We start from the raw sequence: 20,219 nt of genomic DNA, 5'->3' as shown, positions 1-20,219 counted from the left end.
ATTACTTTAACAGCAGAATTTTTTCCGTGCGTTGTGTTTCCGCTGAGTTCAATCTCACAAAATAGGTCCCCGAAGCCAGCCCCTCGCCTTTCACGGCAATCTCATTACGTCCAGCGTCCCGGATCTCATCGCAGAGGGTTTGCACATGCCGTCCCTGCAGATCATACAGATCCAGCTTCACCTTCTGCCGTGTCAGAAGATCAAAGCGGATGCGCGTACTGCCGTTGAAAGGATTGGGATATGCCGACAACACCGCGTAATCGGAAGGCTTGAAGACTAACGGCTTGCCGGTGGAAAGAAAATCGGACCGATCCAGATAGCACAGACCCACGCCGCTGCTGGCCCAGAGCCGCTGATGCACGGCATCATAGCGGAGGTTGAACAGCATATGGTTTTGGCCCGGCCAGGGCAATTCGTAATCCCGCGCTTGCCAAGTGGTGCCGAGATTCTCCGACATCCATAAGGAACTCGAGTTTTCACAGGCAGCAAACAGCAGGGGGTCGGGCAGGGAGATGCCGATCAGGCTCCACCGGACGTTGAACTGAGCCGAGAAAGGCAGCGTGGAGACGATACTCCAGTTCTGGCCGGTCCAATGCGCGCAGTAACCTTGCGTCAAGCAGAACATCTGTCCGGCCAGACTGACGACGTTACTCGCAAGCGCGGGAAAGGAAAAAGAATTCCACGTGATGCCCTCGTTCGTGGTGCGGGTGATGCGAACCGCTTCCCCATCATAGCCTTCCATCACCCAGATTGCGGAATCCAGCCAGAGGGCATCTATCAGTCCGCTATTCGGGAGCCGTGTCGTTGTGCGCCACGATCTGCCCGTGTCTGCGGAAAAAAAGACGTCCTGTCGAGCGTTACCTATGGCATGATTCGGCGCCGCTAACAGCTTCAATCCTGTCGGCGTGGTGAGTGGCCGGATGCATGTGGGGTCCGGATTCACGTCAAGTTGCGGCCCATATTGCCAGCTCTCGCCATCATCCGTGCTTTGCGTAAAATAGGAGAGATGCAACGTTCTGTTGCTGGAGGGAGTCTTCACGATGATCGCCGTCAGGGTGTCGCCGCTCTTGCAGAGCACGGGACTCCGTTCGACGACCGTGTCTCCGCGACTGGGCAGCATGGAGATTTCGTGCCAGCCGGCAGACGGATCCGCGCTTTCCCATTCGCGCAAAGCGACCTCGCCGTCGCTTTGGCAGAATACGGCATCCCCCACAAACCGCACCGCGGCGCGTGTTCCGACCGGCGGCAGCGGGATGGGCTGCCACGTTTCAATTTGAGCGGTATAGGCAAACAAGCCGTAGTCGGCAAAGTCGGCGTAGATGATGCGCGTGAAGGGATTCTCTTGCAACCACCGGGCACGGGTCAAGTGCAGTGGCGTCCCATTGACGGCTGGCCACCATGTCTGGCCGAAATCCTCAGATTGCCGGAGTCCTCCCGTCATCGCGGTCGTCAAAAACAGCCGTCCCGGATGGGCCCGGTCTTCCAGACAATACAGACTGGTCTCCCAAGGATCCGTGTAGATGGAAAGGGGAACCGTACGGTTCCACGACTGGCCATTGTCGGTTGATCGCACCAGCGAATACGATATGCCATCGCAAAACGGGATAAGGATTTCGCCGTTGCTCAAGCGTTCAGCCGCTCCGGGATATCCATAACTTCCTGTCCCCAGCACACTGCTTGTCCACGTTGCCCCATAGTCGGTGCTGCGCGTCAACCTGTGCGGATAGCTGGAGCGACTCATAAGAAACAGTCCGCCGTCTACCTGAGGGTCTTCGCTCAACCACTGAGGCAGATGATTTTCCGTAGGGGCACTCCATGTCTGGCCGTAGTTTGTGGTGCGGCACACATAGAAGTCGGTTAAGGCGATCCACAAGTTCGGGTGGCTCCGCATGACCAGAATATCTCCGAGGAGATTTTGCAGCAGAGTATTTGTGCTGGCATGCCACGTGATCCCACCGTCGAACGTCGAGTACAGTACCCGCGTTTGTCCGCGCTGAAGATTGGCTACGAGGGTGTCGCCGGCAGGATCTACCGCCGCAAAATTGGCCGTTCCGGCCTGATCGGACTCTCCGAAGCAACTGTCTGCCTCAATCCAGGTTTCTCCGCCGTTGCTGCTCCTCCAGATCCCTGCATCGCGCAAACTTACCCATAGCCGCTGGCCGTCCGCACTGGCTGCCAGAGAGACGACTTCGGGCTGACCGGCCGGCAACGCATTCCACGCGGCAAAAAGCGGGCTCGCAGTCACAAGCAAGGCCAAAACGGCAATAAGCCGCCTCGACTTGTAACCACAAGCCCGAAAAGCAGTTAGAATGGTCTGGAAAGGTGTCAGCAGAAAACACGCGGCAGGGAGGGGAGCCGCAGGGTGGAAAGAGTGAGGGGAGGGAATCATCGTGCCATCCTTTCTGGAGCTGCTAAGAGTGTCACTTTGCAAAGGGTTCCGTTCGGGAATCCTCTGCAAAAAGACATCAGCGAAAGGAGGTCGGCTAAATAATAAGCAAATTCACATCCATCCGCAAGGGATTTGAGCAATTTTGCAAAATGGACATATATATCCGTTTCCGCGTTGGCTGAACCGAACAACAGACGCGCAGTTTCCCGCGCGTCTGTTGTTCCAATTCCGGATCTTAGCGTCTCTATTCATTTGCCGCCGGGGCAGGCTGCAGCACGCATTCGAAGACGTGCGTTTCCCACGGCTCAAGATCCAGGTACAGGCCGCGCATCATCAGCTCCATACCGTCGCGCACAAAGCTCTTCGGTCCCACCAAGTCGTGCAGCTCTACTTCCATTCCCGACAGACTTTCAAGGCCCAGCGGCACCCAGCACTGACTGCGGTTCTCTGACCAGTTGATGAAAATCCGCAGATGCGCGTCGTCCAAATCATAGGCCTGACCGAGAATAGCTTCAAAGGTGATATTGCCCACCCACGCGCTCTGCGGACTCAGCAGGTGCCAATGCCCGTTGCGCACCGCAGGGTGCTCGAGCGTGTGCAGCAGCGTCGCATAACGCGCGCGGAGTTCGGCGTTCACCGGCTCGTCAGGCTCGCGGAGCAGTTGCGTTGGCAGGCGGACTTTGCGGCCATCGAGCTGTCCGTCATAGAGCAGCCGCACCGTCGGCAAGGCAAAGACCCACGTGGCGGCGGCGATGTTCTGCGGCGGATCCAATCGTGACGCAACCCGCGGTTCATCGTGATTCTCCAGGAAGCGCACCCGGCGGCGGTGCTCGGACGCGGGGATGTCGAACATCGCGCGGCGCAGCGGCTTGCCATAGGCCACGATGTCCATCAACTCCTTGTCATAGGTGGCATCGAAGCCCATGTTCCGCAGCACGCCATCCAGTCCCCAATAAACCTCGGCCATCATAAAAAAATTGGGATTGACCTTCTTCGTCTCGGCAATGGCTCGCGGCCAGAACTCAAGGGGCCGCCGCTTCCAGATCTCCTCGAACACATCGGACAGTTCCAGCATGGCCATGTCGCAGCGTACTCCGTCGCAGAGGGTAGCCAGCCGCGCCAGTTCGCCGCGCATGGCAGCCTGCAAATTCGGATCGTGATAATTGAGCTGCGCCGAGTCTGTCCACGGCGGAAAATAGGGATCGCGGCCATGAGCAATCGCTCGCGGCCCTTCGGCTGTCGTGATCCAGAAATAGTGTGCGGGGTTCCGCACTACGTCCGCTTCCGTGCCTGTCACAAACCACTCGGGATGAGCGCTGAGCCACGGGTGGTCAATGGCCAGATGGTTCGGCACAAAATCCAGCAGCAGCCGCATGCCACGCTTGGCCAGCCGCGCACGGAAATCCGCCAGCGCCGCTTCGCCGCCCAGAGCAGAATTTACGGTGTAACCGCGCACGGCATAGGGAGAGCCGCCCACATCTTCGTTCCGCCAATCCGGCAGCGCGCGGTGATAGTCTTCGAGCAGAAAGGGATCTTTCAGCGCGGCATCGTAGCTTCCCGGACTGGGCAGCCACACGCCCATCAACCACACGGTGTCAAACCCCTGTTTTTGCCACTCCTCGAAGAAACTCTCCGGCACCTTGCTCAAAGAGAGCGGAGTCCCCCTTCCCAGTTCGCGCAGCCAGACACGGGTATTGATTTCGAGGATAAACTGCGGAGGATTCACAGGATGCCTCCCTGCGTAAGGGTTGCCTCAGAGTAATTTGAAAACGAGCTTGACAATATGGCTTATATTGTTATATTAATGGTCTCTGTCGTACCGGAGCGGGAACAGCAAAGCGCATCGCCGCTTAACTCCCAAGGTATAGACTTTTAACACCCAAAACAAGCGGAAAGTGTCAGGGAAATTCATCATGGCGCGTTTTATCATGATCATGCTCGCCGCCAGCCTCCTCGTCTTCAGTGTCGGTGGCTGCAACAAGGCGGGCGCTAAAAGCGGCGCAAAAGCCGAAGGAGCTAAAACGGATACCGTTACCACGGCCAGCGGCCTCAAATATGTCGATGTCAAAGTCGGAACCGGCCCCTCGCCGCAGTCGGGACAGACCGTCTCCGTGCACTACACGGGTTGGCTGACCGATGGCAAGAAGTTTGACAGTTCCAAGGATCGCAACCAGCCGTTCGAGTTTCCCATCGGACAGGGCCGCGTGATCAAGGGCTGGGATGAAGGTGTGGGCTCGATGAAAGTCGGCGGCACCCGCAAGCTGTTCATTCCGCCGCAACTCGCTTACGGCGAACGCGGCTTCCCCGGTGCCATCCCCCCCAATTCGACCCTGGTCTTCGAAGTCGAACTCCTGGGCGTGAAGTAACGCCCTGACGCGTCACTGGCTGGCACGCTCCGGCGTGCCGGATTAGGCAACGCCATACGCACAAGCGGGCACCCGAAAGGGTGCCCGCTTGGCATGAGTGGCACTCACGGCATGGCGTAAACGTCAGGCGGCCCATAAGGGCCGCCGTGTCCGGGTCGAGGAGAAGAGAATCCTTTGCCGTGAAGGCGGCTCAGGATGGCGCGAAAAAAATCTACTTCAGCAAAAGCATTTTCCGGGTTTGGGTATACTGCCCTGCCTTCAGGCGGCAGTAGTAGGTTCCCGTCGGCAGGGAGGAGCCATCGAAGTTCACAGCATGATGCCCGGCGCTTTGCATGCCGAGGGCAAGCTGCGCAACCTGCTGGCCGAGAATGTCGTACACGGCTAAGTTCACGTGGGCCGCGCGCGGCAGATCGAAAGCAATCCCGGTTTTCGGATTAAAGGGATTCGGATAATTCGGCGCCAGCGAGCACGCGGCGCTTAGCGCGTTATCCGGACCGCAACGGTTCGGCGGCTCCGAGCCTTCATAGCGTGCCAGATAAATATGCCCACTGCCGGGAGTGTTCCACCGCATCCCGGCCAGCACAAAGCCGCCGTCGCTGGTGGGGCACATCCACGCGCCGTCACAGAAATCGCTGCCCGCGGTGCACACCGTCAACCAGACCTGTTGCCCCGACGCATCCACCTTCAGCAGTTCATAGTACGCGCGGTCCGGCATGTTGGCGCCAGTCTTGCCGCTGATGATGAAGCCACCGTCGCGATCCTGCACGATGGACAAGCCTTCATCTCCCCATGTCTCCAGGCCCGTATCCCGCCCATAGGTAAAGGCCCATAAACTATCCCCCGTGGCGCTCATCCGGATCAGATAGACGTCCGTATTATGCTCCGGTGACGCATACAGCCCGCCGCACAACGCGTACCCGCCGTCCTCCGTCTGCACCACGTCATAGCCATCGTCATGCATCGAGCCGCCGAAGACCCGATGCCACAACTCGTTTCCCGCCGAGTCGGTCTTCACAACATAGATATTTGTTCCACTGCCGCTCGGCTCCAGCGTGTTACCCGCCAGAATGTACCCGCCGTCTTCCGTCAGCTTCACCGAGTAACCGTAGGTGGCCCAGTCTGTTCCGTAAAAGCGCGTCCACAGGCTGTCGCCGTTCGCATCGAGCTTCATCAGGCAGGCGCGCGTCCCTGTCGATAGGGCATGGACTTCGCCCGCCGCAATAAATCCTCCGTCCGGCGTGCATTCGATATGATGGGCATCGTCATCAAGGTCGAGATTGTAGACGCGTGTCCACAGAGTGTCGCCGTCGGCATTGGTGCGCACGAAATAAAAATCGCCGAAGTCCTGCATACCGGGGGGACACCAGGAATTACTCCTGCCGGACAAAATGAAACCACCGTCAGGACACTCGCGCACGCATTCGGCTTCTTCATCGACGCCGCCGCCGAAGGTGTGTGACCAGAGGAGGTTGCCATCGCCATCCGTCTTGCCCAGATAGACATCACCAAAGCCCTCGATGAAGCGTCCCCCGGCAACGGCAAAGCCGCCGTCGGCGGTTTGCTGAATACTGTAGGCCGCTTCCATATAGGTGGAGGGGATGGTGCGTGTCCAGAGCGTGTCTGGAGGAATTTGCGCAAAGAGCAGAAGTGGACATGCAGCAATAAGGAGGAGAACGCAAGGAGTCTTCATAGCTGCCTCTTGGGTTGGGTTGAGGGGTGTTTTGAAGTCTGGAAGCATTGGCCTGCCTTACGCCCGCATCAAAGCAGCCCGTGCCCAAGATGCAGTCTTACAGCGAGCCGTAAGTCAGGCCAATACTTCCGTCCCAACCCCATACTTCCCCGTGGCATCTTCAGGATGAAGCTGCGCACGAACCCAACATCCGGGAAGCAATCTTGCGGTCTCCTGAACCCTGCTATCGCAAGCCGTGTACCATTTGCGCAGAACTCGCGTTCAATTTGCACAGGCGTCGCAATTTTCAAGTTAAATGCTGAACAAATAGAGTATAACATAACCGAGACAGAGTGCCGCAGGATGCTCTATCGTACCGGATCGGACTCCTTGATTTCTCATTCACCATGCTTGCTTTGCACGGACGGACAGAGTTTGCACGACGTCCCAAACAAAAGCGCGAAGTGAGTGTTCACTTCGCGCCCGACAAGGAGCCTGCGATCATCGCAAGGTGGTGTGTGTGCTATTTGGTGAAGAGCATTTTCCTTGCCTGCAAGAAAAATCCGAAAGAGTTAACCTGTTCTACGGCCGCAAGACGGTGGGCTGTGCGTGTGTGTTTTTCTGCCGCAAGCCATAAAACAGGTCAACTCTTCCGGTTCACTCCCCGTACTGTGCCGCGAGGCAAAAACCTCGAAGCGGTCTCTGCGGTCTCCCACTGTATGCTAAGGCAAGCGGCATACCATTTCTGCAAGCAAGTCATTTTTCGTGCATGGAGCCGTTGGATTGATTGCCCAAGTTCCGGAAATTCAAATGGGTGTGATACTCTTTGGCTTGCAGAGTTCGCGGCCTGCTCCTGCGCTCGCCCCTGCAAACGCACCCAATAACTATGCGTGATTTGCACTCGCCAACGGCTTTTGCATTATTTCGGCGTGTGAATGAGAGCGGGCGACCTTGATGGTCGCCCGCTGAACAACTGCCCGGTTCCCTTCCCCTACGTAGGTCCCCGATTTATCGCGGGACGGGAAGGGTTAGGGTTGGGGGTTAATTTTCCGCAATCACCACGTAGAAAGCCTTGAGTAACTCTGGCCCGGCGGTGTCGGTGAAGCTTGTTCCGGTTTGGGTGGAAAGCAGAGTCATGCCGGACACAGGTTGCTCGAAACTGGTGCCGCGATAGATCTTGTAGCGCAGCGCGCCACTGGTGGCACTCCATTGCACATACAAACCGCCCTCCACCGGATAGACGGTCAGATCCTGCACGCGGGTGGGCGGCTGCACCTGCACGGTATGATAACCGAGCAGTGCCAGATCATCGAGATACCAGCCGCGCCGCGTGACTCCCTGATCGGATCCTAAGCGGAAGCGGACGCGGATGGTCTGCCCCAGATAGGCATTCAGGTTGAAACTGGCCGGCACCCATCCGGGACTGATGCTGTCATAAGCCGCCTGCCCCTGAATCGGATTGCAGGTTCCGCCGGCATTGCCCGGATAGCCGCCCACAGGCTGAAGGACTGTCCACGTGCTGCTACCCAGCGGCGCAACAGACACATTGGCGCCGTCATAGGCTTGCGTGGCGCCGTTGGGTTCGATGTTGTACCAGTGATAGAACGTGAGCCGCGCCGAATCAAGATGGGCCAGAGATACGGCGGGCATATCGAGAGTGTAGTCCGTGCAGTTGGCATAGCTGCCGCCGAGCACCGTGCCCCACACATGCGTGCCCGAATGCGCGCCGGTGATCGCGTCCGTTCCCCAGCCCCAGCCCGTGCTGTGATTATCCAGACCATAGTTCGAGGCTTCCAGATCCCACAGCGGATACAGGGTAATGTTCACATTGCTCATCTGCTGCCCGTCACTCAGGGTTACTATCTGCGAGCCTATCGCATAGCCATTCAGACTGGCGGTGATGACTTTCTGTCCGGAGTAGACCGGCGCGAGCGTGTATTGCCCGCTGCTGTTCACCGCCGCGAGGGCATCATCCACATAGACAATGGTCTGTGTGAGTACACCGCTGCCGCCGGAGAGCGTAATAGTACCTGACACGGAGCCGGGGAGAGTTGCGGTCAGGGTGATGTTCTGGTTCGCGGTCTGTTGGTCACTGAGTACGACAATGCCATGCAGCGTGTCGCTCACAAAACCCGTGCGCGCGAAGGCCACGCTGTAGGTGCCCGGCAGCAACCCTGAGAGCACATAAGCACCCGCGGCATCGGTGGTATCTGCCGCACCGCCGCCGGCGATAGAGGCGGCGACTCCGGCGGCATTGGATGAGCCTTGCAGTGTCACCTGTCCGCTGATGCTGCCTGTCCCGTGCGGCAGAGCCAGTTCCGCTCCGGTGACAATCACCACCGAAGCCATATTGCGCATAAAGCTTGCCGTGACCTGTGAGGGCAGATCGCAGGTGCGGTGATAGCAGGGATAGGTCTCATACTCATTTTCGATGGCCAATACCGCATTGAAGCCGGCGGCATGGAAACTCTCATGGTCGCTTCCCCAGCCGTCATCGGGATAGAGATACGGCACCAGCGAGGAGAACTGCAGGCAGTTATCCCGCAGCGCATTTTCCAGCCACAGGGAATTGGTGCCGGTGTGAAAGCCTTCGATCCACAGGTCCGCGCCCGCCGGATCATAATAGCCGATCATATCCATGTTGACCAGGCCGATCACCCGCCGCCCTTGGCTGGCCATCAGGCTTGCCAGCGCCGCACTGCCTTGCAGCCCCTGCTCTTCGGCATTGAAGGCTACGAACATGACGGTGTGTGTGAAGCTCTGATTGGCCAGCAGCCGCGCCGCCTCCAGCATTCCCGCGGTGCCGGTGCCATTGTCATCCGCGCCGGGCGCGGCGCTGCTCGGACTCTCGGAGGTCGCATCGAAGTGCCCGCCGATGATTACAATCGAATCGGGAGATGCTGTGCCGGGGAGCACGGCAATCACATTGTTGGCCGTGCGGCTCCAACCCGAAGCATGCGCAGTGAAGGCGTGATAGTAGACCGAGTCATAGCCATAACTCAAAAATTTGCTGCGGATCCAGGTGGCGGCATTGTCATTGGACGTGTACCGCGCATAGCGGTTGTAGGACGCCAGCGTGGTCACAAAGGACAACAGCGTATCCGCGTTCGTTTGCGCGGCAAGCTGCGACAGCCAGGCATCGAGCGCCGGATCATCGAGATGGGATGGCGGCCGCGATTCGCGCGTGATAATCGCTCCCTGCTCGAGTCTTTGATGCGGCCCTTCCCATTCCATGACCGGAGCGTCGAACTTCACCAGGGCGCGCTTCTCATCCTGCCAGAGAGCAGATAGTCCTTGCTCGCGGGCTTGCAGCACAGAGATGACAAGGTAGTGGTCCGCCGAATAGTCGGCATCGATGAGCGTGAAGGGGATGTTGGCGGTGCTGAGGTCAGAAACCTCGGCGGCGACAAACACCTGATCCTTGAGTTCCCGCAGCACCTGCACCTTGGCGACAGGGACATCCTTGCGGTCGATGATCAGCAGGGCGGGTTTGCTCCAAGCGGTGGAGACGAAGAGGGTCAGGCAGAACAACAGAAGAGATTGGCGCATAAGAGGTCCAGCATAGAGTCGGATTAGGGGGAGACAGTACAAAAAATACGCCTTTCCAGTTGCAATGTCAAAGCGGGGATGGGTCAGCAGGAAAAAAGTCCGCCCGGAAGGCGGAACTCCCGGGCGGACTGGTGAATTTGGATATAGAGGTAGAAAAAGGACTAATTCATGGAGCCGGTGCTTTGCTGCAGTTCGTCATGCAGACGCTCGAGTTCGCGTTCATAGTAGACGACGCGTACATTCAGTTCGGTCAGGGTGGTGTCCTGAGTAGAGAGGGTCATCTCCTGCGTAAATCGGACATGGGTGGCGCGGCCGAGGTCCTCGTAGGCGGTTTTCAGGCGGCGCTCGATTTGGTAAATATCCATGCGCAGCCTCCCCTGACGGGCCAGTTCATCGCCGACGGTGCGCAGGTCCCGCATGCCGCCGCGAATGGTCTCGCGGAAATCCTCCCACAGGTTCTTCTCATCAGGTGAGGGATTGGATGTAGCCATTGGGCGCCCCTTTCATCATCTATACCATCACACTTTGTCTATATGAATAAAACGTGCGCGGCACGGAGCAGGTTCCGCGCGCTACTTTTTAGGTTTCTTGGGGGCAGACCGTTTACCGCCACGGCTGCCGTCTACGGAAACATGTCCCGGTCCCATAATAAAGATTGCCGCGACCATTGTCAAATAGGTCAGCGCCAATTCCATGGTAGCGGTAGTGGAAGGGTCGATAATGGGATTGCCGGCGTTGCGCACAAAGGCAGCGACGGACAGATTAATAATCAAGGCGATGGCGGCATAGCGGGTCCAGAGCCCGAGCAGCAGAAAGAAGCCGCCCAAAAGTTCAGTGACGGTGGAGAGCCAGGCAAAGAGCAGCGGAGCAGAGTCGAAAGGTTGTCCCATTTTGGTAATGCCTTCGGCAAAGCCCGGCACACCGTGTACGACTTTCAGCCAGCCGTGATACATCAGGGCCAGGCCCACCAGCACACGCAGCAGTAACAGTCCAAAATCCGTAAAGCGGTCCTTCATGCGTCTCCCTTGGGTTTTTGCATCAGCTCTCCGTGCATCCACTGGCCATAAGCGGTGGAGAGGGCGCTGATCTCCAGCACCACGAATTCCGGGACTTCATAGGGGTGAGCGGTCTCGAAGTGCTGTTCAATTTCAGCCAGCTTGTCCCGGCGGGTTTTGATCAGCAGCACCTGTTCGGACTCCTGTGTGACGGCCTCACTCTTCCAGCGGAAGAAGGACAGACCGCTGCCGATGCAGGTAACACAGGCCGCCAGCCGCTGCTCGACGAGGCCGCGCGAGAGCAGTGCCGCCTGATCGGTGTCGGCAACCGTAGTCAGGACAATTACTTCTCCATCTGAACCGGTCATGACACACCCTCCTTGAATGGTCCATCCGCAATATAACAAACTCTACACTCTTCTACCAGCAGGGGTAACCCCTGCACCTGTGGCGCCTGCTCGGCGGCTTAGGAGTTCTGCGTGAAGACCGCGCGGTCCGTTCCGTATTGATCCCTAGCGGCGGCCTCCGGTCCGGCGAAGCCGAGATCTCGCCTTCAGCGGACCGTCAGCCCGGAGGGCAGCGATAGTGCGAAAGGGGCTTCTTAACAGAAAAATATTTTGTGACCAAACGAACTGGGTAACCTTAAGAAAACGCTGAAATACTGAAACACTGAAAGGCTGAAAAAAGTGGCAAAAACAGCGTGATTTTCCTTTGGATTTTACCCTCAGACACCCATCCCCCGGCTTGTGCGTTACCCCCATCTAACTTCCCCCCCATCCAGGCCTTCCCGTCCCGCGATAAATCGGGGACCTACCGTAGGGGAAGGGGACCAGTGCAGAACCCCCTTCTGCTTCCCCCTTTTTCAAAGGGGGAAGGATCGGAGAAGAGCGCAGCAAGCTGCGCAACTACTTCAGAACAGGATCGGACCGTAGTTGCACAGCTTGCTGTGCCCTCTTCATGAGCGGTAAACTGGCGGGGCAGGCCAAGAGGCCTGCAGCCACGAAGGGCATTATAATATATGAACAAATGTGCAGAATTGCAAGTGAGGGGAGGAACGCAGAATTTGGAATTAGGAAAATGGAGGGCAGAAAGGGAGGCAGGGGCCTCCTTGAGGTTCTCGGGTGTGTGGCTATTCTTGGTTGGAGATGCGACGGCTCTTATAAATTGCGGTATCAATTGTGAAGATGAGGTGTTTGCTTACTTTATAATTATTGGGCTTTGTTGATCGGAGTTAACAAAGATGCCACTTTAACCGTAATTAGTATGCGCAGAAGGAAATGACGGAAGCCGAATTCAAGTCACAGATGCGATCTTTCATCGGCTCGGCGGAGATGCATACTCTGACAGAAGTCGTCCTTGCAAAAGCGCGCAAAGACGCGATTCTGGATAAGGTTACCGAAATCTTGATTGACGTCGCTTTCAAGATGTTGCTCAGGTAACAACAGAGACTGTCTGATGCATCGCGATGGCGACGAAGGCTGAATGGAAAGCGAACCCGAGATTCTTCCGCGCGAAGCGCGCGTCTGAATGACAAGCTGATGGGGCGGGTGCGGGGAAGGGGGCAGAGAGATCCTGCATCCGAAGACGGATGCAGGATGACAATGTTTAGATGCGGGCGCGGGTTGGATAATGCGGCGGTAAGGTCATACGGTGCGGAGATCAGGGAGTTGGCAGACGGGTTTGTGGGACGCAGACACGGCAGGCCGTGTCCCTACCCGCCGCGGCGATGGGGTGAGCGTTCAGAAGCCAAAGAGTCAGGAAGGGTGCGATACGCCATGGCGACGAAGGCTGAATGGAAGCGAACCCGAGATTCTTCCGCGCGAAGCGCGCGTCGGAATGACAAGCTGAAGGCGGGTGGGGGGAAGAGGGCAGAGAGATCCTGCATCCGAAGACGGATGCAGGATGACAATGTTTAGATGCGGGCGCGGGTTGGATAATGCGGCGGTAAGGTCATACGGTGCGGAGATCAGGGAGTTGGCAGACGGGTTTGTGTTGCGGACACGGCAAGCCGTGTCCCTACCCGCTGCGGCGACGGGGTGAGCGTTCAGAAGCCAAAGAGTCAGGAAGAGTGCGATACGAGATTGCGATGAAGGTTGAATGGAAAGCGACCCCGAGATTCTTCCGCGCGAAGCGCGCGTCTGAATGACAAGCTGAAGGGTAGGCGCTGGGGGGCGGGTGGGGGGCGCGATGAATCGCACGGCTACCAAGAGGAAGCGGTGGCAGGGAGAGTCAGCGAGACGACGGGATGGAGCGAAGCCGCGGGAGTGATCCTGCGGCTTCGCTATTGGTGCCAGTACGTCGCGCGATTAGTGCGTACGTTCCCACGTGTCGACGAATCCGCCTTCGAGGGTGGCGGTCATGGTGTTGCCATCAAAGACGGCCTTGGGGGGATCGAAGGGCAGTTGGAAGGTGATTTTGGATCCGTCCATGGTCACGGGTTCGGTCTTGGTGATGCCTTTCATGATGTAGGTCGGGCCGCTGCCGGCGGCCTTGTCCTTCATGACGCCGATTTCGTCAACCATGCAACTGTACTCGACGGTTTCACTGTATTCCTTGCCGGTGAGTTTGTAGTCGGAAATCACGGAGTAGGAGAAATGCTTGCCCGTGTTGTCCACCCAGCCGACATTGAAATTGCGCATGGACCTGGTGAAGGTCTGGAGGCCGATGCACATCGGCGGCGTGATGGTGGTGCCGTCGGGCAACTTGCGGGAGACAAATTTCCACGTGCCGACAATGGACGGCGCGCCCATCTTCATCTCATGGCTCTTCTTCTCCTGAGCATGGGCGGCAGCGGCAAAGCCGAGAAGTGCCACCGTCAGAAGCCCGCCGGCGATACGAATCAAAATCCTGTTCATGTTTCTCCTCTTACGCGTGATGGTTGGGATCGGACACCAAATTATGGCAAACATATTGCAAACTGTCTGCTCTGAGCAAAAGATCCGCGCGTTTTTGCGACGTGAAGTGGACCATCCTTTACTTGATCTGAAGCACTCCGAATGAAGCGCGAGCTTGGAAAACAGAAAAGACCGCGTTGGGCGGTCCTTTTCAGCAGGATTGGGAGTGGCGACGTTTCGGCCGGGTTGTGGGCGTGGTAGATGTCAGCGGTCTGTGCGGCTCAACCCGGCTCGGCGAAGTTCTTTTCAGGGCGTGTCGGTGAGGGCGATGCTGATGGCGACGTGCTGCTCTTCGGCGAGGCGCATGAAGAGCATCTGGGGACGGGTAATATTGTGGTCGGCCAGTTTGAGAATCCACTCGCCGTCCACCGCCAGAATATTTCCGGTGTTGCCGCTGAGGCGCATTTTGGAGGCGGCGTCGCCCTTACCATAGGTAATGGTCAGGGGAATCTGATAAGACTTGGTCACGCCATGCACGGTGAAATCCCCTTCAGCCACGGCATGGGCAGTCTCACCGGGGGAAAGGGTGGGCTTGTCCGAGGAGATGAAGCGCGTGAGCTTGAAGGTGGCCGCGGGGTACTTGGCGGTCTCCAGAAAATCACGCCGCATGTCATTGTTGCGCATGCCGATGCCGGTGTCGAGCGTGTTCAGGTCCACATCGAACTGGGCATCATGGGTGGCGAGCACACTGTCCAGCCGCAGGGCCACATGGCCAATGACGGCGGACGTGCGGCCAATCACCGTTTCCAGAGTAGCCTTGGAGGTGAACTGGATTACATTCTTCGGATCACTGGGCACGGTGCGGAACAGCTTGTCTTCCGACCGCGCCGCCGCGCTGAGAGCGACCAGCGTGATAACAGCCAACAGAAACCGGTGCAAAGGAAACCTCCCGGATAGCATCAAAGACGTGAACAAATCGTCACGTTGTACACGCTTGGCGGGAGTTTGCGGTTCCATGATGGGCAGGAGCAGAACCCCCCTTGGTCCCCCCTTATTCTAAGGGGGAGACCGGACCCCCCTTGGTCCCCCCGTGAACGGGGGGAGAGCGGAGGTATCGGTGTTAGCGGGCCATTTCTTTGAGCTTTTTGCCGGGGGTGAAGCGGGGGGCTTTGGTGGCGGCGATCTCGATCATCTGGCCGGTCTTGGGGTTGCGGCCCTTGCGGGCGGCGCGTTCGACGAGGGCGAAGGTGCCGAAGCCGGCTAAGGTGACCTTGTCGCCGTCACGGACGATGTCGGATATCGTATCCAGCATCGCCGTCACGACTTCTTCGGCTGTTTTCTTTGTGATGCCCGTCTTTGCGGCCACTGCTGTTGCTAATTCTTCTTTGTTCATCTTTTATTACTTGGTGGTCTTGAATGCTCTTCCAAGAATTCGAAACTGCTGCAAATTACTCAATACTTGCTGGGAAAGCAAGCCGTAGTGGATTATCCCATAACATTTTGATGGGTGCTGACCCTCTGCCCTAACCATATTGCACATAAGCCGAAGGATCTCTATATTCAGATCGGCGCGGTGGACGCGGTCTAAATGTAACTATCGTATCTTAAGGGTGTTGGCATAAGCGAGGAGCCCGGCATGATGAACACGGACCCATCTTTGCACGTCTGTGAGCTTCACTGGCAAGGCAATACCGCGGACTTCGAGAGCTTCTCCCGGCTGAACGAGGTGGTGTTTCCGGGCGGGCAGAAACTACGCACCGGGCCGGCGCACAGTATGCAGGATCCTGCACAGACGAACCCGGAAGAGGTGTTCGCGGCGGCGGTGGGCACGTGTATGCTGATGACAATTCTGGCGGTGTTCTCCAAGTCGAGGGTGACGGTACTGTCCTATGACGACAAGCCGGAGGCTCTGTTGGAGTTTGTCGAGCGCCGTTTCAGGGTGACGCGGGTTACCTTGAGGCCGCGGATGGTGATAGACGGGCCGATTGAACGGGAGAAGCTGGAGAACCTGATTCAGAAGTCCCACGCCAACTGTTTTATTACGCTGTCGGTAAAAGCGGAAGTAATTGTGGAACCGACATTTGTCTCAAACGTTACATCCTAAGGGTTTTTGGAATGCCGATATACGAATATCGCTGTGAGCAGTGCGGACGCCAGATTGAGGTGTATGGCCAGACAACGGATCAGGCTCAGCCGCCGGTCTCCTGCACCTGTGGCACGGAGCAGAATTTTACCCGGTTGTTTTCCACTTTTGCCGCTCATGGACGGGGAACGGACGGCGCGGCGATGCCGGATTGCTGTGCTCAAGGCCATTGCGGCGATCACAGCGCGGGTTGTTCCTGCTGCCACTAACTCGGCACAAGTATTGCCTCTCATGATATGAGAAGGCTTTTGTCTCCTTAACAAGTCACAATAGCTATCTTTAAAGAATTTGTCCACATGAGGGCGGGCTCGCGAATCCGGATCTATGTTGGCATATCTTGATAAAATTTTCTTTTAGGCTTGACAAATAGGTCAAAAGTCTTTAATTTCCCTATGGGTCAATGAAGGTATGCCCCGGCAAACCGTATAATCTCTGGACTTGTTGGACCCGTAGCATTCTTTCGCCGCATGTCAGGTGAGTCCGCTCACCGCCTACGTCATGTAACGGCATCGTGAAACTGCACACCCCTAACTCCCAGGAGTCAATGCCGCAACGCAGGTTTAAACTGATTTACCTCTCGCATGACCTAACGAAAAAGGTCGAGGTTACTCTGACGCACCGCAAGGTACGGGCAGCTTTGCTCGGGCTTGCGGTTTGCTTTTTGGCCACCAATGTGGTGGCAGGGTTGCTGGCGAGTTTTCTTTTGAACTCGCGCGAGAGTGATTCCTTGCAACAAGAAAATCGTCAACTCAAGGCCCAGGTCAACGTTTTGCAGACCCGCATGGCGGGTGTCAGCCAGCAGTTGTCAGTCCTGGGTGAGACGGACAAGCTTTTGCGTATGATGGCGGATCTTCCGTCCATCGACGATGATTCCAAGAAGCTGGGTATCGGCGGCGCTCCGATGGAAGCTCCCGTAGACGCGGATCTGCCGGGAATCGCCAATGCCCGTTGGACCTTGGATGAAATCGAGCGGGAAATTGATTTCCAGCGCACGAGTTTTGAAGAGATTCATCATAAACTGACCGTTAATGCTGATCTGCTGGAGCACACGCCGACCCTTCGGCCTGTGGATGGCGGCTATATTTCCTCCGGTTTCGGAGTGCGCTGGGATCCCTTCACCAAGCGGGTAGAAAGCCACGCCGGTGTGGACATTCCCAAGGAGCGCGGCACCGAGATCATGGCGACGGCTGCCGGCCAGGTGATTTATGCGGGATACTACTCGAGTTACGGCCAGTTTGTAGTGATTGACCACGGTTTTGGCTACCAGACGGCTTATGGCCATATGTCCAAGATTGAAGTCCGCGAAGGACAGTATGTCAATAAGGGACAGGATATCGGCCAGGTAGGCTCGACGGGCCGCTCGACGGCACCGCACTGCCATTATGAAGTCCGGTTGAACGGCCGTCCCGTGGATCCGACCGACTATTTCTTCGAGGATGTGGCGGGTCTGCCGACCGCAGCCAAGCATCAATAGCGGTTTTTACAGAATTTCCGAAGACCCGGGGTCCGCAGACTCCGGGTCTTCTTGTTTTTGGGGGCGAGGAGTTGCGGTTAAGGATTATTTCGAGTATTTTGATACTTTTAGGGGGACCGGGCCGGGTCGACGATGCTGGTGGGGCGAGGTGCCCCTGAAGGTCCCGATTTGTACGGCGCGGGCCGGTCGAAGATCAGCCTCTATCCCTGTGCTTTTGAAGTTATGTGCGGTGAAAGGAGAAACCATTTATGATTCTAAAAACTCATCCGGACAACCCGAACATCCGGCATATCCGGCTGGCGATTGACGCTCTGGAATCGGGAGAATTAATTGCGTATGCGACGGACACGGTCTACGGTTTGGGATGCGATATTCACAGCAAGCAGGCGATGGAGAGGGCTCTGGCACTGAAGGGCTATTCCAAGTACCATGCTCTGTCCTTTTTATGTGCGGACCTGTCGGACATTTCGAAATATGCGCATGTGGATACTCCGGCATACAAGGTAATGAAGCGCGCACTGCCGGGGCCGTTCACCTTTATTCTGCCGGCGAGCCGTGAAGTGCCGCGGATGCTGCTGACCAAGCAGCAGACCGTGGGAATTCGCGTGCCGGATCATCCGGTGTGCCGCGCGCTTCTGAAAGAGTTTGGACGGCCGATTCTGTCGACCAGTGTGACGAGCCGCGACGGCGAATTGATGACCGATCCGGAAGAGATCGAGAACGAGTGGCGGCATGATTTGGCGGTGGTACTGGACTCAGGAATTCTGCTGCCGGAACATTCGACGGTGGTGGACCTGACGGATTCGGATAATCCGGTGATTCTGCGCGAGGGCAAGGGCGACGTGGCGTTGATAGGAGCTTAGGGAAAATGCTGAAAGGCTGAAATGAAACGCTGAAAGAAGAGACCCCCCTTAGTCCCCCCTTATTCTAAGGGGGGAGACCCGACCCCCCTTGATCCCCCCGTGAACGGGGGGAAGACAGAGGCAGCATTTCAGATTTTTCTTCAGAGATTGTGACTTATTTGAGACCATACCGACTACGCGCGCTGGCTGAACCGAAACGGTTGTTTGGGGCGGCGGCGCATTATCTGACCCGTAGCGTGCTGCTGCGGCTGCTGGTATTTCTGGCGGCGCTGTGGGCGGTGTGGCATTGGGCGAAGCCGTGGCATCTGGGCTGGTTGCGGATCGACGAAGCCCAGAGCATCGCCGAGAGCTTTCTGGTCAAGCAGGGCGCGGACCTTGAGCACTATACCCTGATTCGAGCCGTGGAGCGGCGACGGGAGGGTATATGGGCGGCGCGCGAGGGGCAGGCTCTGCGGTTTGGCGTGGATCCGGCGGTGGGGTATTTATTGCGGTTTTTCCGCAAGGGCACAGTCGATGGCTGGACGGTGGCGGTGGCTCCCAGCGGGCAGATCTACCGAGTGCAGCGCGAACAGCTCGATGATGAGCCCGGTGCGCGGCTGGAGTATGTGCCGGCCTTCCGGCTGGCCGTCGAGAAGCTGGCGACGGACCTCGGGATTCCTTCCTACAAGCTGAGGCCGCTCTCGGACACCCTGGTGTTCATGCCGCAGCGCAATGACTGGACCTTTGCCTTTGCCTGGCCGGAGGCCGTGGACTCGAGCGGCTCCCTGAAGGTGACACTGGCGGGTGAGACCATCAGTGATCTGCATTTTCAACCGCCACCCGGCACAGTCAAGACTCTTCCCCACCGCACGTCGCGCTCGGGACGGCTGTTGGGCTTTGCGCTGATTTTGGGCGGCGTGTTTCTGATGATGCACTATCACCGGACACCGCTGGTGCTGCGCAGCGCGGGAATGTGGGGCGGAATTGTCTTTTTGCTGACATTGGCCTGGCGCGGCTTGACCTTTGCCCAGTCGGTAATCTTGATGCCGGCAGAGGACTCTCTGACGGGGTATTTGTCGAGGGTGGCTCTGAGCGCGGTGGTGGATGCCTTGCAGAGCGGGCTGATGATGGGGCTGATTGTGGCGACGGGAGAAGCTCTCTCCCGGGATGTCTTCCGCGGTTCGACGACGCTTTCACGGCTGGCGCCGGGGATCCGCGACTGGCGCGCGGCTTGGGCACAGGCGGCACGGTGGGCCTTCCCCGCGGCGGCGGTGGTGCTGGTTTACGAAGCGGCGGCGATGCACTATCTGGGGCCGGTGGGGCTGTGCGGCAAGGTGCCCAGCCTGATTGCCGGAGCCTTTTCCTCACCCATGCCCGGACTGGCTCTGCCGGTGCAGATCGGATTGGATATGGCCTGGGACGAATGCCTGTACCGCCTGTGGCTGTTCACGCTGTTTTTGTTCTGGCTGCGGCTGCCGGTACTGGCCATCCCTCTATCCGCCTGTGCCGCGGCCTTCTTTGCGGGCTATGATATTAACCAGTTTCTGACCATCGGCGGGCTGTTCTATATCGGCTGGGGACTGATTGCGGGCTGGCTGATGCTGCGAGTGGGGATTATCGGCGCGATGCTGTTCCACTTTCTGGTGCTGGGCGGCTATGCCGGGCTGGTGCTGGTGTGGACGGGCTTTGGAAACCATTTCGGCATTGGTCTGCTGACCGGCATGGTGATGATCATTCTGATCATTGCCTGGGACCGCACCAAGCCCAAGCCTGCGCAGCTTGAAATTCTGCAGGCCTGAGGCCTGCACCCGGGGCCGCCTTCGGCGGGGGGACCGCGCGGTCCCAAGATGATGGAATCTGCCGTAGGGGCACGACATGTCGTGCCCGCCTGCCGGATGATGGATGTTACGCGGGCGGATCTGAGATCCGCCCCTCCGACGGACAGGCGGAGCGCCTGT

17 protein-coding genes are annotated in these 20,219 nt (G+C 57.8%); 7 read left to right on the top strand and 10 right to left on the bottom strand.

The features are described 5' to 3' along the window. Position 1: 1 nt before the first annotated feature. Together VGL38_01645 and VGL38_01640 are read right to left on the bottom strand one after the other, a co-directional pair. Entirely contained in the window at positions 2-2,245 is a 2,244-nt protein-coding gene (locus VGL38_01645) for a T9SS type A sorting domain-containing protein (GenBank protein HEY3294121.1), read from the bottom strand. A gap of 388 nt (positions 2,246-2,633) precedes the next feature. Further along, a complete protein-coding gene (locus VGL38_01640; protein ID HEY3294120.1) occupies positions 2,634-4,115 on the bottom strand; it encodes an alpha-amylase family glycosyl hydrolase in 1,482 nt (493 codons plus the stop codon). Positions 4,116-4,323: 208 nt separating this feature from the next. Between VGL38_01640 and VGL38_01635 the strand changes: the two genes are divergently transcribed. Next, positions 4,324-4,755 (top strand): FKBP-type peptidyl-prolyl cis-trans isomerase, encoded by a 432-nt coding sequence (locus VGL38_01635; protein ID HEY3294119.1) that lies wholly within the window; start codon positions 4,324-4,326, stop codon positions 4,753-4,755. A 211-nt stretch (positions 4,756-4,966) separates the two neighbouring features. Here the strand turns inward: VGL38_01635 and VGL38_01630 are convergent, their stop codons facing one another. From VGL38_01630 to cutA, 5 genes are all read right to left on the bottom strand, one after another. After that, entirely contained in the window at positions 4,967-6,445 is a 1,479-nt protein-coding gene (locus VGL38_01630; protein ID HEY3294118.1) for a T9SS type A sorting domain-containing protein, read from the bottom strand. A gap of 1,020 nt (positions 6,446-7,465) precedes the next feature. Beyond that, positions 7,466-9,973 carry a M20/M25/M40 family metallo-hydrolase gene (locus VGL38_01625; protein HEY3294117.1) on the bottom strand — a complete coding sequence of 836 codons (2,508 nt, stop codon included), beginning with the start codon at positions 9,971-9,973 and terminating at the stop codon, positions 7,466-7,468. 161 nt (positions 9,974-10,134) lie between these two features. Further along, on the bottom strand, positions 10,135-10,464 hold the full coding sequence (locus VGL38_01620) for a hypothetical protein (protein ID HEY3294116.1): 330 nt from the start codon (positions 10,462-10,464) through the stop codon (positions 10,135-10,137). 81 nt (positions 10,465-10,545) lie between these two features. Beyond that, on the bottom strand, positions 10,546-10,989 hold the full coding sequence (locus VGL38_01615) for a DoxX family protein (protein HEY3294115.1): 444 nt from the start codon (positions 10,987-10,989) through the stop codon (positions 10,546-10,548). Beyond that, on the bottom strand, positions 10,986-11,336 hold the full coding sequence (gene cutA / locus VGL38_01610) for a divalent-cation tolerance protein CutA (protein HEY3294114.1): 351 nt from the start codon (positions 11,334-11,336) through the stop codon (positions 10,986-10,988). The genes VGL38_01615 and cutA overlap by 4 nt, the downstream gene beginning before the upstream one ends. Positions 11,337-12,245: 909 nt before the next feature. On the opposite strand from cutA, the gene VGL38_01605 reads away from it, so the two are divergent. Beyond that, positions 12,246-12,407, top strand: coding sequence for a hypothetical protein (locus tag VGL38_01605; protein HEY3294113.1), 162 nt, complete (start codon positions 12,246-12,248; stop codon positions 12,405-12,407). Positions 12,408-13,274: 867 nt separating this feature from the next. Here VGL38_01605 and VGL38_01600 read toward each other — a convergent pair. The 3 genes from VGL38_01600 to VGL38_01590 all read right to left on the bottom strand — a co-directional run bounded on the left by VGL38_01600 (position 13,275) and on the right by VGL38_01590 (position 15,195). Next, on the bottom strand, positions 13,275-13,823 hold the full coding sequence (locus VGL38_01600; GenBank protein ID HEY3294112.1) for a hypothetical protein: 549 nt from the start codon (positions 13,821-13,823) through the stop codon (positions 13,275-13,277). A gap of 285 nt (positions 13,824-14,108) precedes the next feature. Beyond that, a complete protein-coding gene (locus VGL38_01595) occupies positions 14,109-14,741 on the bottom strand; it encodes a YceI family protein (protein HEY3294111.1) in 633 nt (210 codons plus the stop codon). 181 nt (positions 14,742-14,922) lie between these two features. Continuing rightward, positions 14,923-15,195, bottom strand: a complete 273-nt coding sequence (locus tag VGL38_01590) for an HU family DNA-binding protein (protein ID HEY3294110.1) — start codon at positions 15,193-15,195, stop codon at positions 14,923-14,925. A 243-nt stretch (positions 15,196-15,438) separates the two neighbouring features. Here VGL38_01590 and VGL38_01585 point away from each other — a divergent pair, with 243 nt between their 5' ends. The 5 genes from VGL38_01585 (at position 15,439) to VGL38_01565 (ending at position 20,060) form a co-directional block, all read left to right on the top strand. Next, entirely contained in the window at positions 15,439-15,906 is a 468-nt protein-coding gene (locus VGL38_01585) for an OsmC family protein (protein HEY3294109.1), read from the top strand. Between the two features lie 11 nt (positions 15,907-15,917). Next, entirely contained in the window at positions 15,918-16,154 is a 237-nt protein-coding gene (locus VGL38_01580) for an FmdB family zinc ribbon protein (protein HEY3294108.1), read from the top strand. A gap of 335 nt (positions 16,155-16,489) precedes the next feature. Further along, the gene (locus VGL38_01575; GenBank protein ID HEY3294107.1) at positions 16,490-17,419 is read left to right on the top strand and encodes a M23 family metallopeptidase; all 930 of its coding nucleotides are present in this window, start codon (positions 16,490-16,492) and stop codon (positions 17,417-17,419) included. Between the two features lie 248 nt (positions 17,420-17,667). Beyond that, the gene (locus VGL38_01570) at positions 17,668-18,282 is read left to right on the top strand and encodes an L-threonylcarbamoyladenylate synthase (GenBank protein HEY3294106.1); all 615 of its coding nucleotides are present in this window, start codon (positions 17,668-17,670) and stop codon (positions 18,280-18,282) included. 158 nt (positions 18,283-18,440) lie between these two features. Next, positions 18,441-20,060 (top strand): hypothetical protein, encoded by a 1,620-nt coding sequence (locus VGL38_01565; GenBank protein ID HEY3294105.1) that lies wholly within the window; start codon positions 18,441-18,443, stop codon positions 20,058-20,060. Positions 20,061-20,219 lie beyond the last annotated feature (159 nt).

The sequence above is a fragment of the bacterium genome, from assembly GCA_036504735.1.
In the GTDB taxonomy this organism is placed as follows: domain Bacteria; phylum Electryoneota; class RPQS01; order RPQS01; family RPQS01; genus DASXUQ01.
The sequence above is the reverse complement of the archived record's forward strand: the minus strand, read 5'-3'. Positions and strand labels throughout refer to the sequence as shown.

Bases quoted from the DNA above. Each gene is read 5' to 3' on its own strand.
- VGL38_01635 (HEY3294119.1), top strand. From the start codon at position 4,324: ATGCTCGCCGCCAGCCTCCTCGTCTTCAGTGTCGGTGGCTGCAACAAG.
- VGL38_01630 (HEY3294118.1), bottom strand. From the start codon at position 6,445: ATGAAGACTCCTTGCGTTCTCCTCCTTATTGCTGCATGTCCACTTCTG.
- VGL38_01625 (HEY3294117.1), bottom strand. From the start codon at position 9,973: ATGCGCCAATCTCTTCTGTTGTTCTGCCTGACCCTCTTCGTCTCCACC.
- VGL38_01620 (HEY3294116.1), bottom strand. From the start codon at position 10,464: ATGGCTACATCCAATCCCTCACCTGATGAGAAGAACCTGTGGGAGGAT.
- VGL38_01615 (HEY3294115.1), bottom strand. From the start codon at position 10,989: ATGAAGGACCGCTTTACGGATTTTGGACTGTTACTGCTGCGTGTGCTG.
- cutA (HEY3294114.1), bottom strand. From the start codon at position 11,336: ATGACCGGTTCAGATGGAGAAGTAATTGTCCTGACTACGGTTGCCGAC.
- VGL38_01605 (HEY3294113.1), top strand. From the start codon at position 12,246: ATGACGGAAGCCGAATTCAAGTCACAGATGCGATCTTTCATCGGCTCG.
- VGL38_01600 (HEY3294112.1), bottom strand. From the start codon at position 13,823: ATGAACAGGATTTTGATTCGTATCGCCGGCGGGCTTCTGACGGTGGCA.
- VGL38_01590 (HEY3294110.1), bottom strand. From the start codon at position 15,195: ATGAACAAAGAAGAATTAGCAACAGCAGTGGCCGCAAAGACGGGCATC.
- VGL38_01585 (HEY3294109.1), top strand. From the start codon at position 15,439: ATGATGAACACGGACCCATCTTTGCACGTCTGTGAGCTTCACTGGCAA.
- VGL38_01580 (HEY3294108.1), top strand. From the start codon at position 15,918: ATGCCGATATACGAATATCGCTGTGAGCAGTGCGGACGCCAGATTGAG.
- VGL38_01575 (HEY3294107.1), top strand. From the start codon at position 16,490: ATGCCGCAACGCAGGTTTAAACTGATTTACCTCTCGCATGACCTAACG.
- VGL38_01570 (HEY3294106.1), top strand. From the start codon at position 17,668: ATGATTCTAAAAACTCATCCGGACAACCCGAACATCCGGCATATCCGG.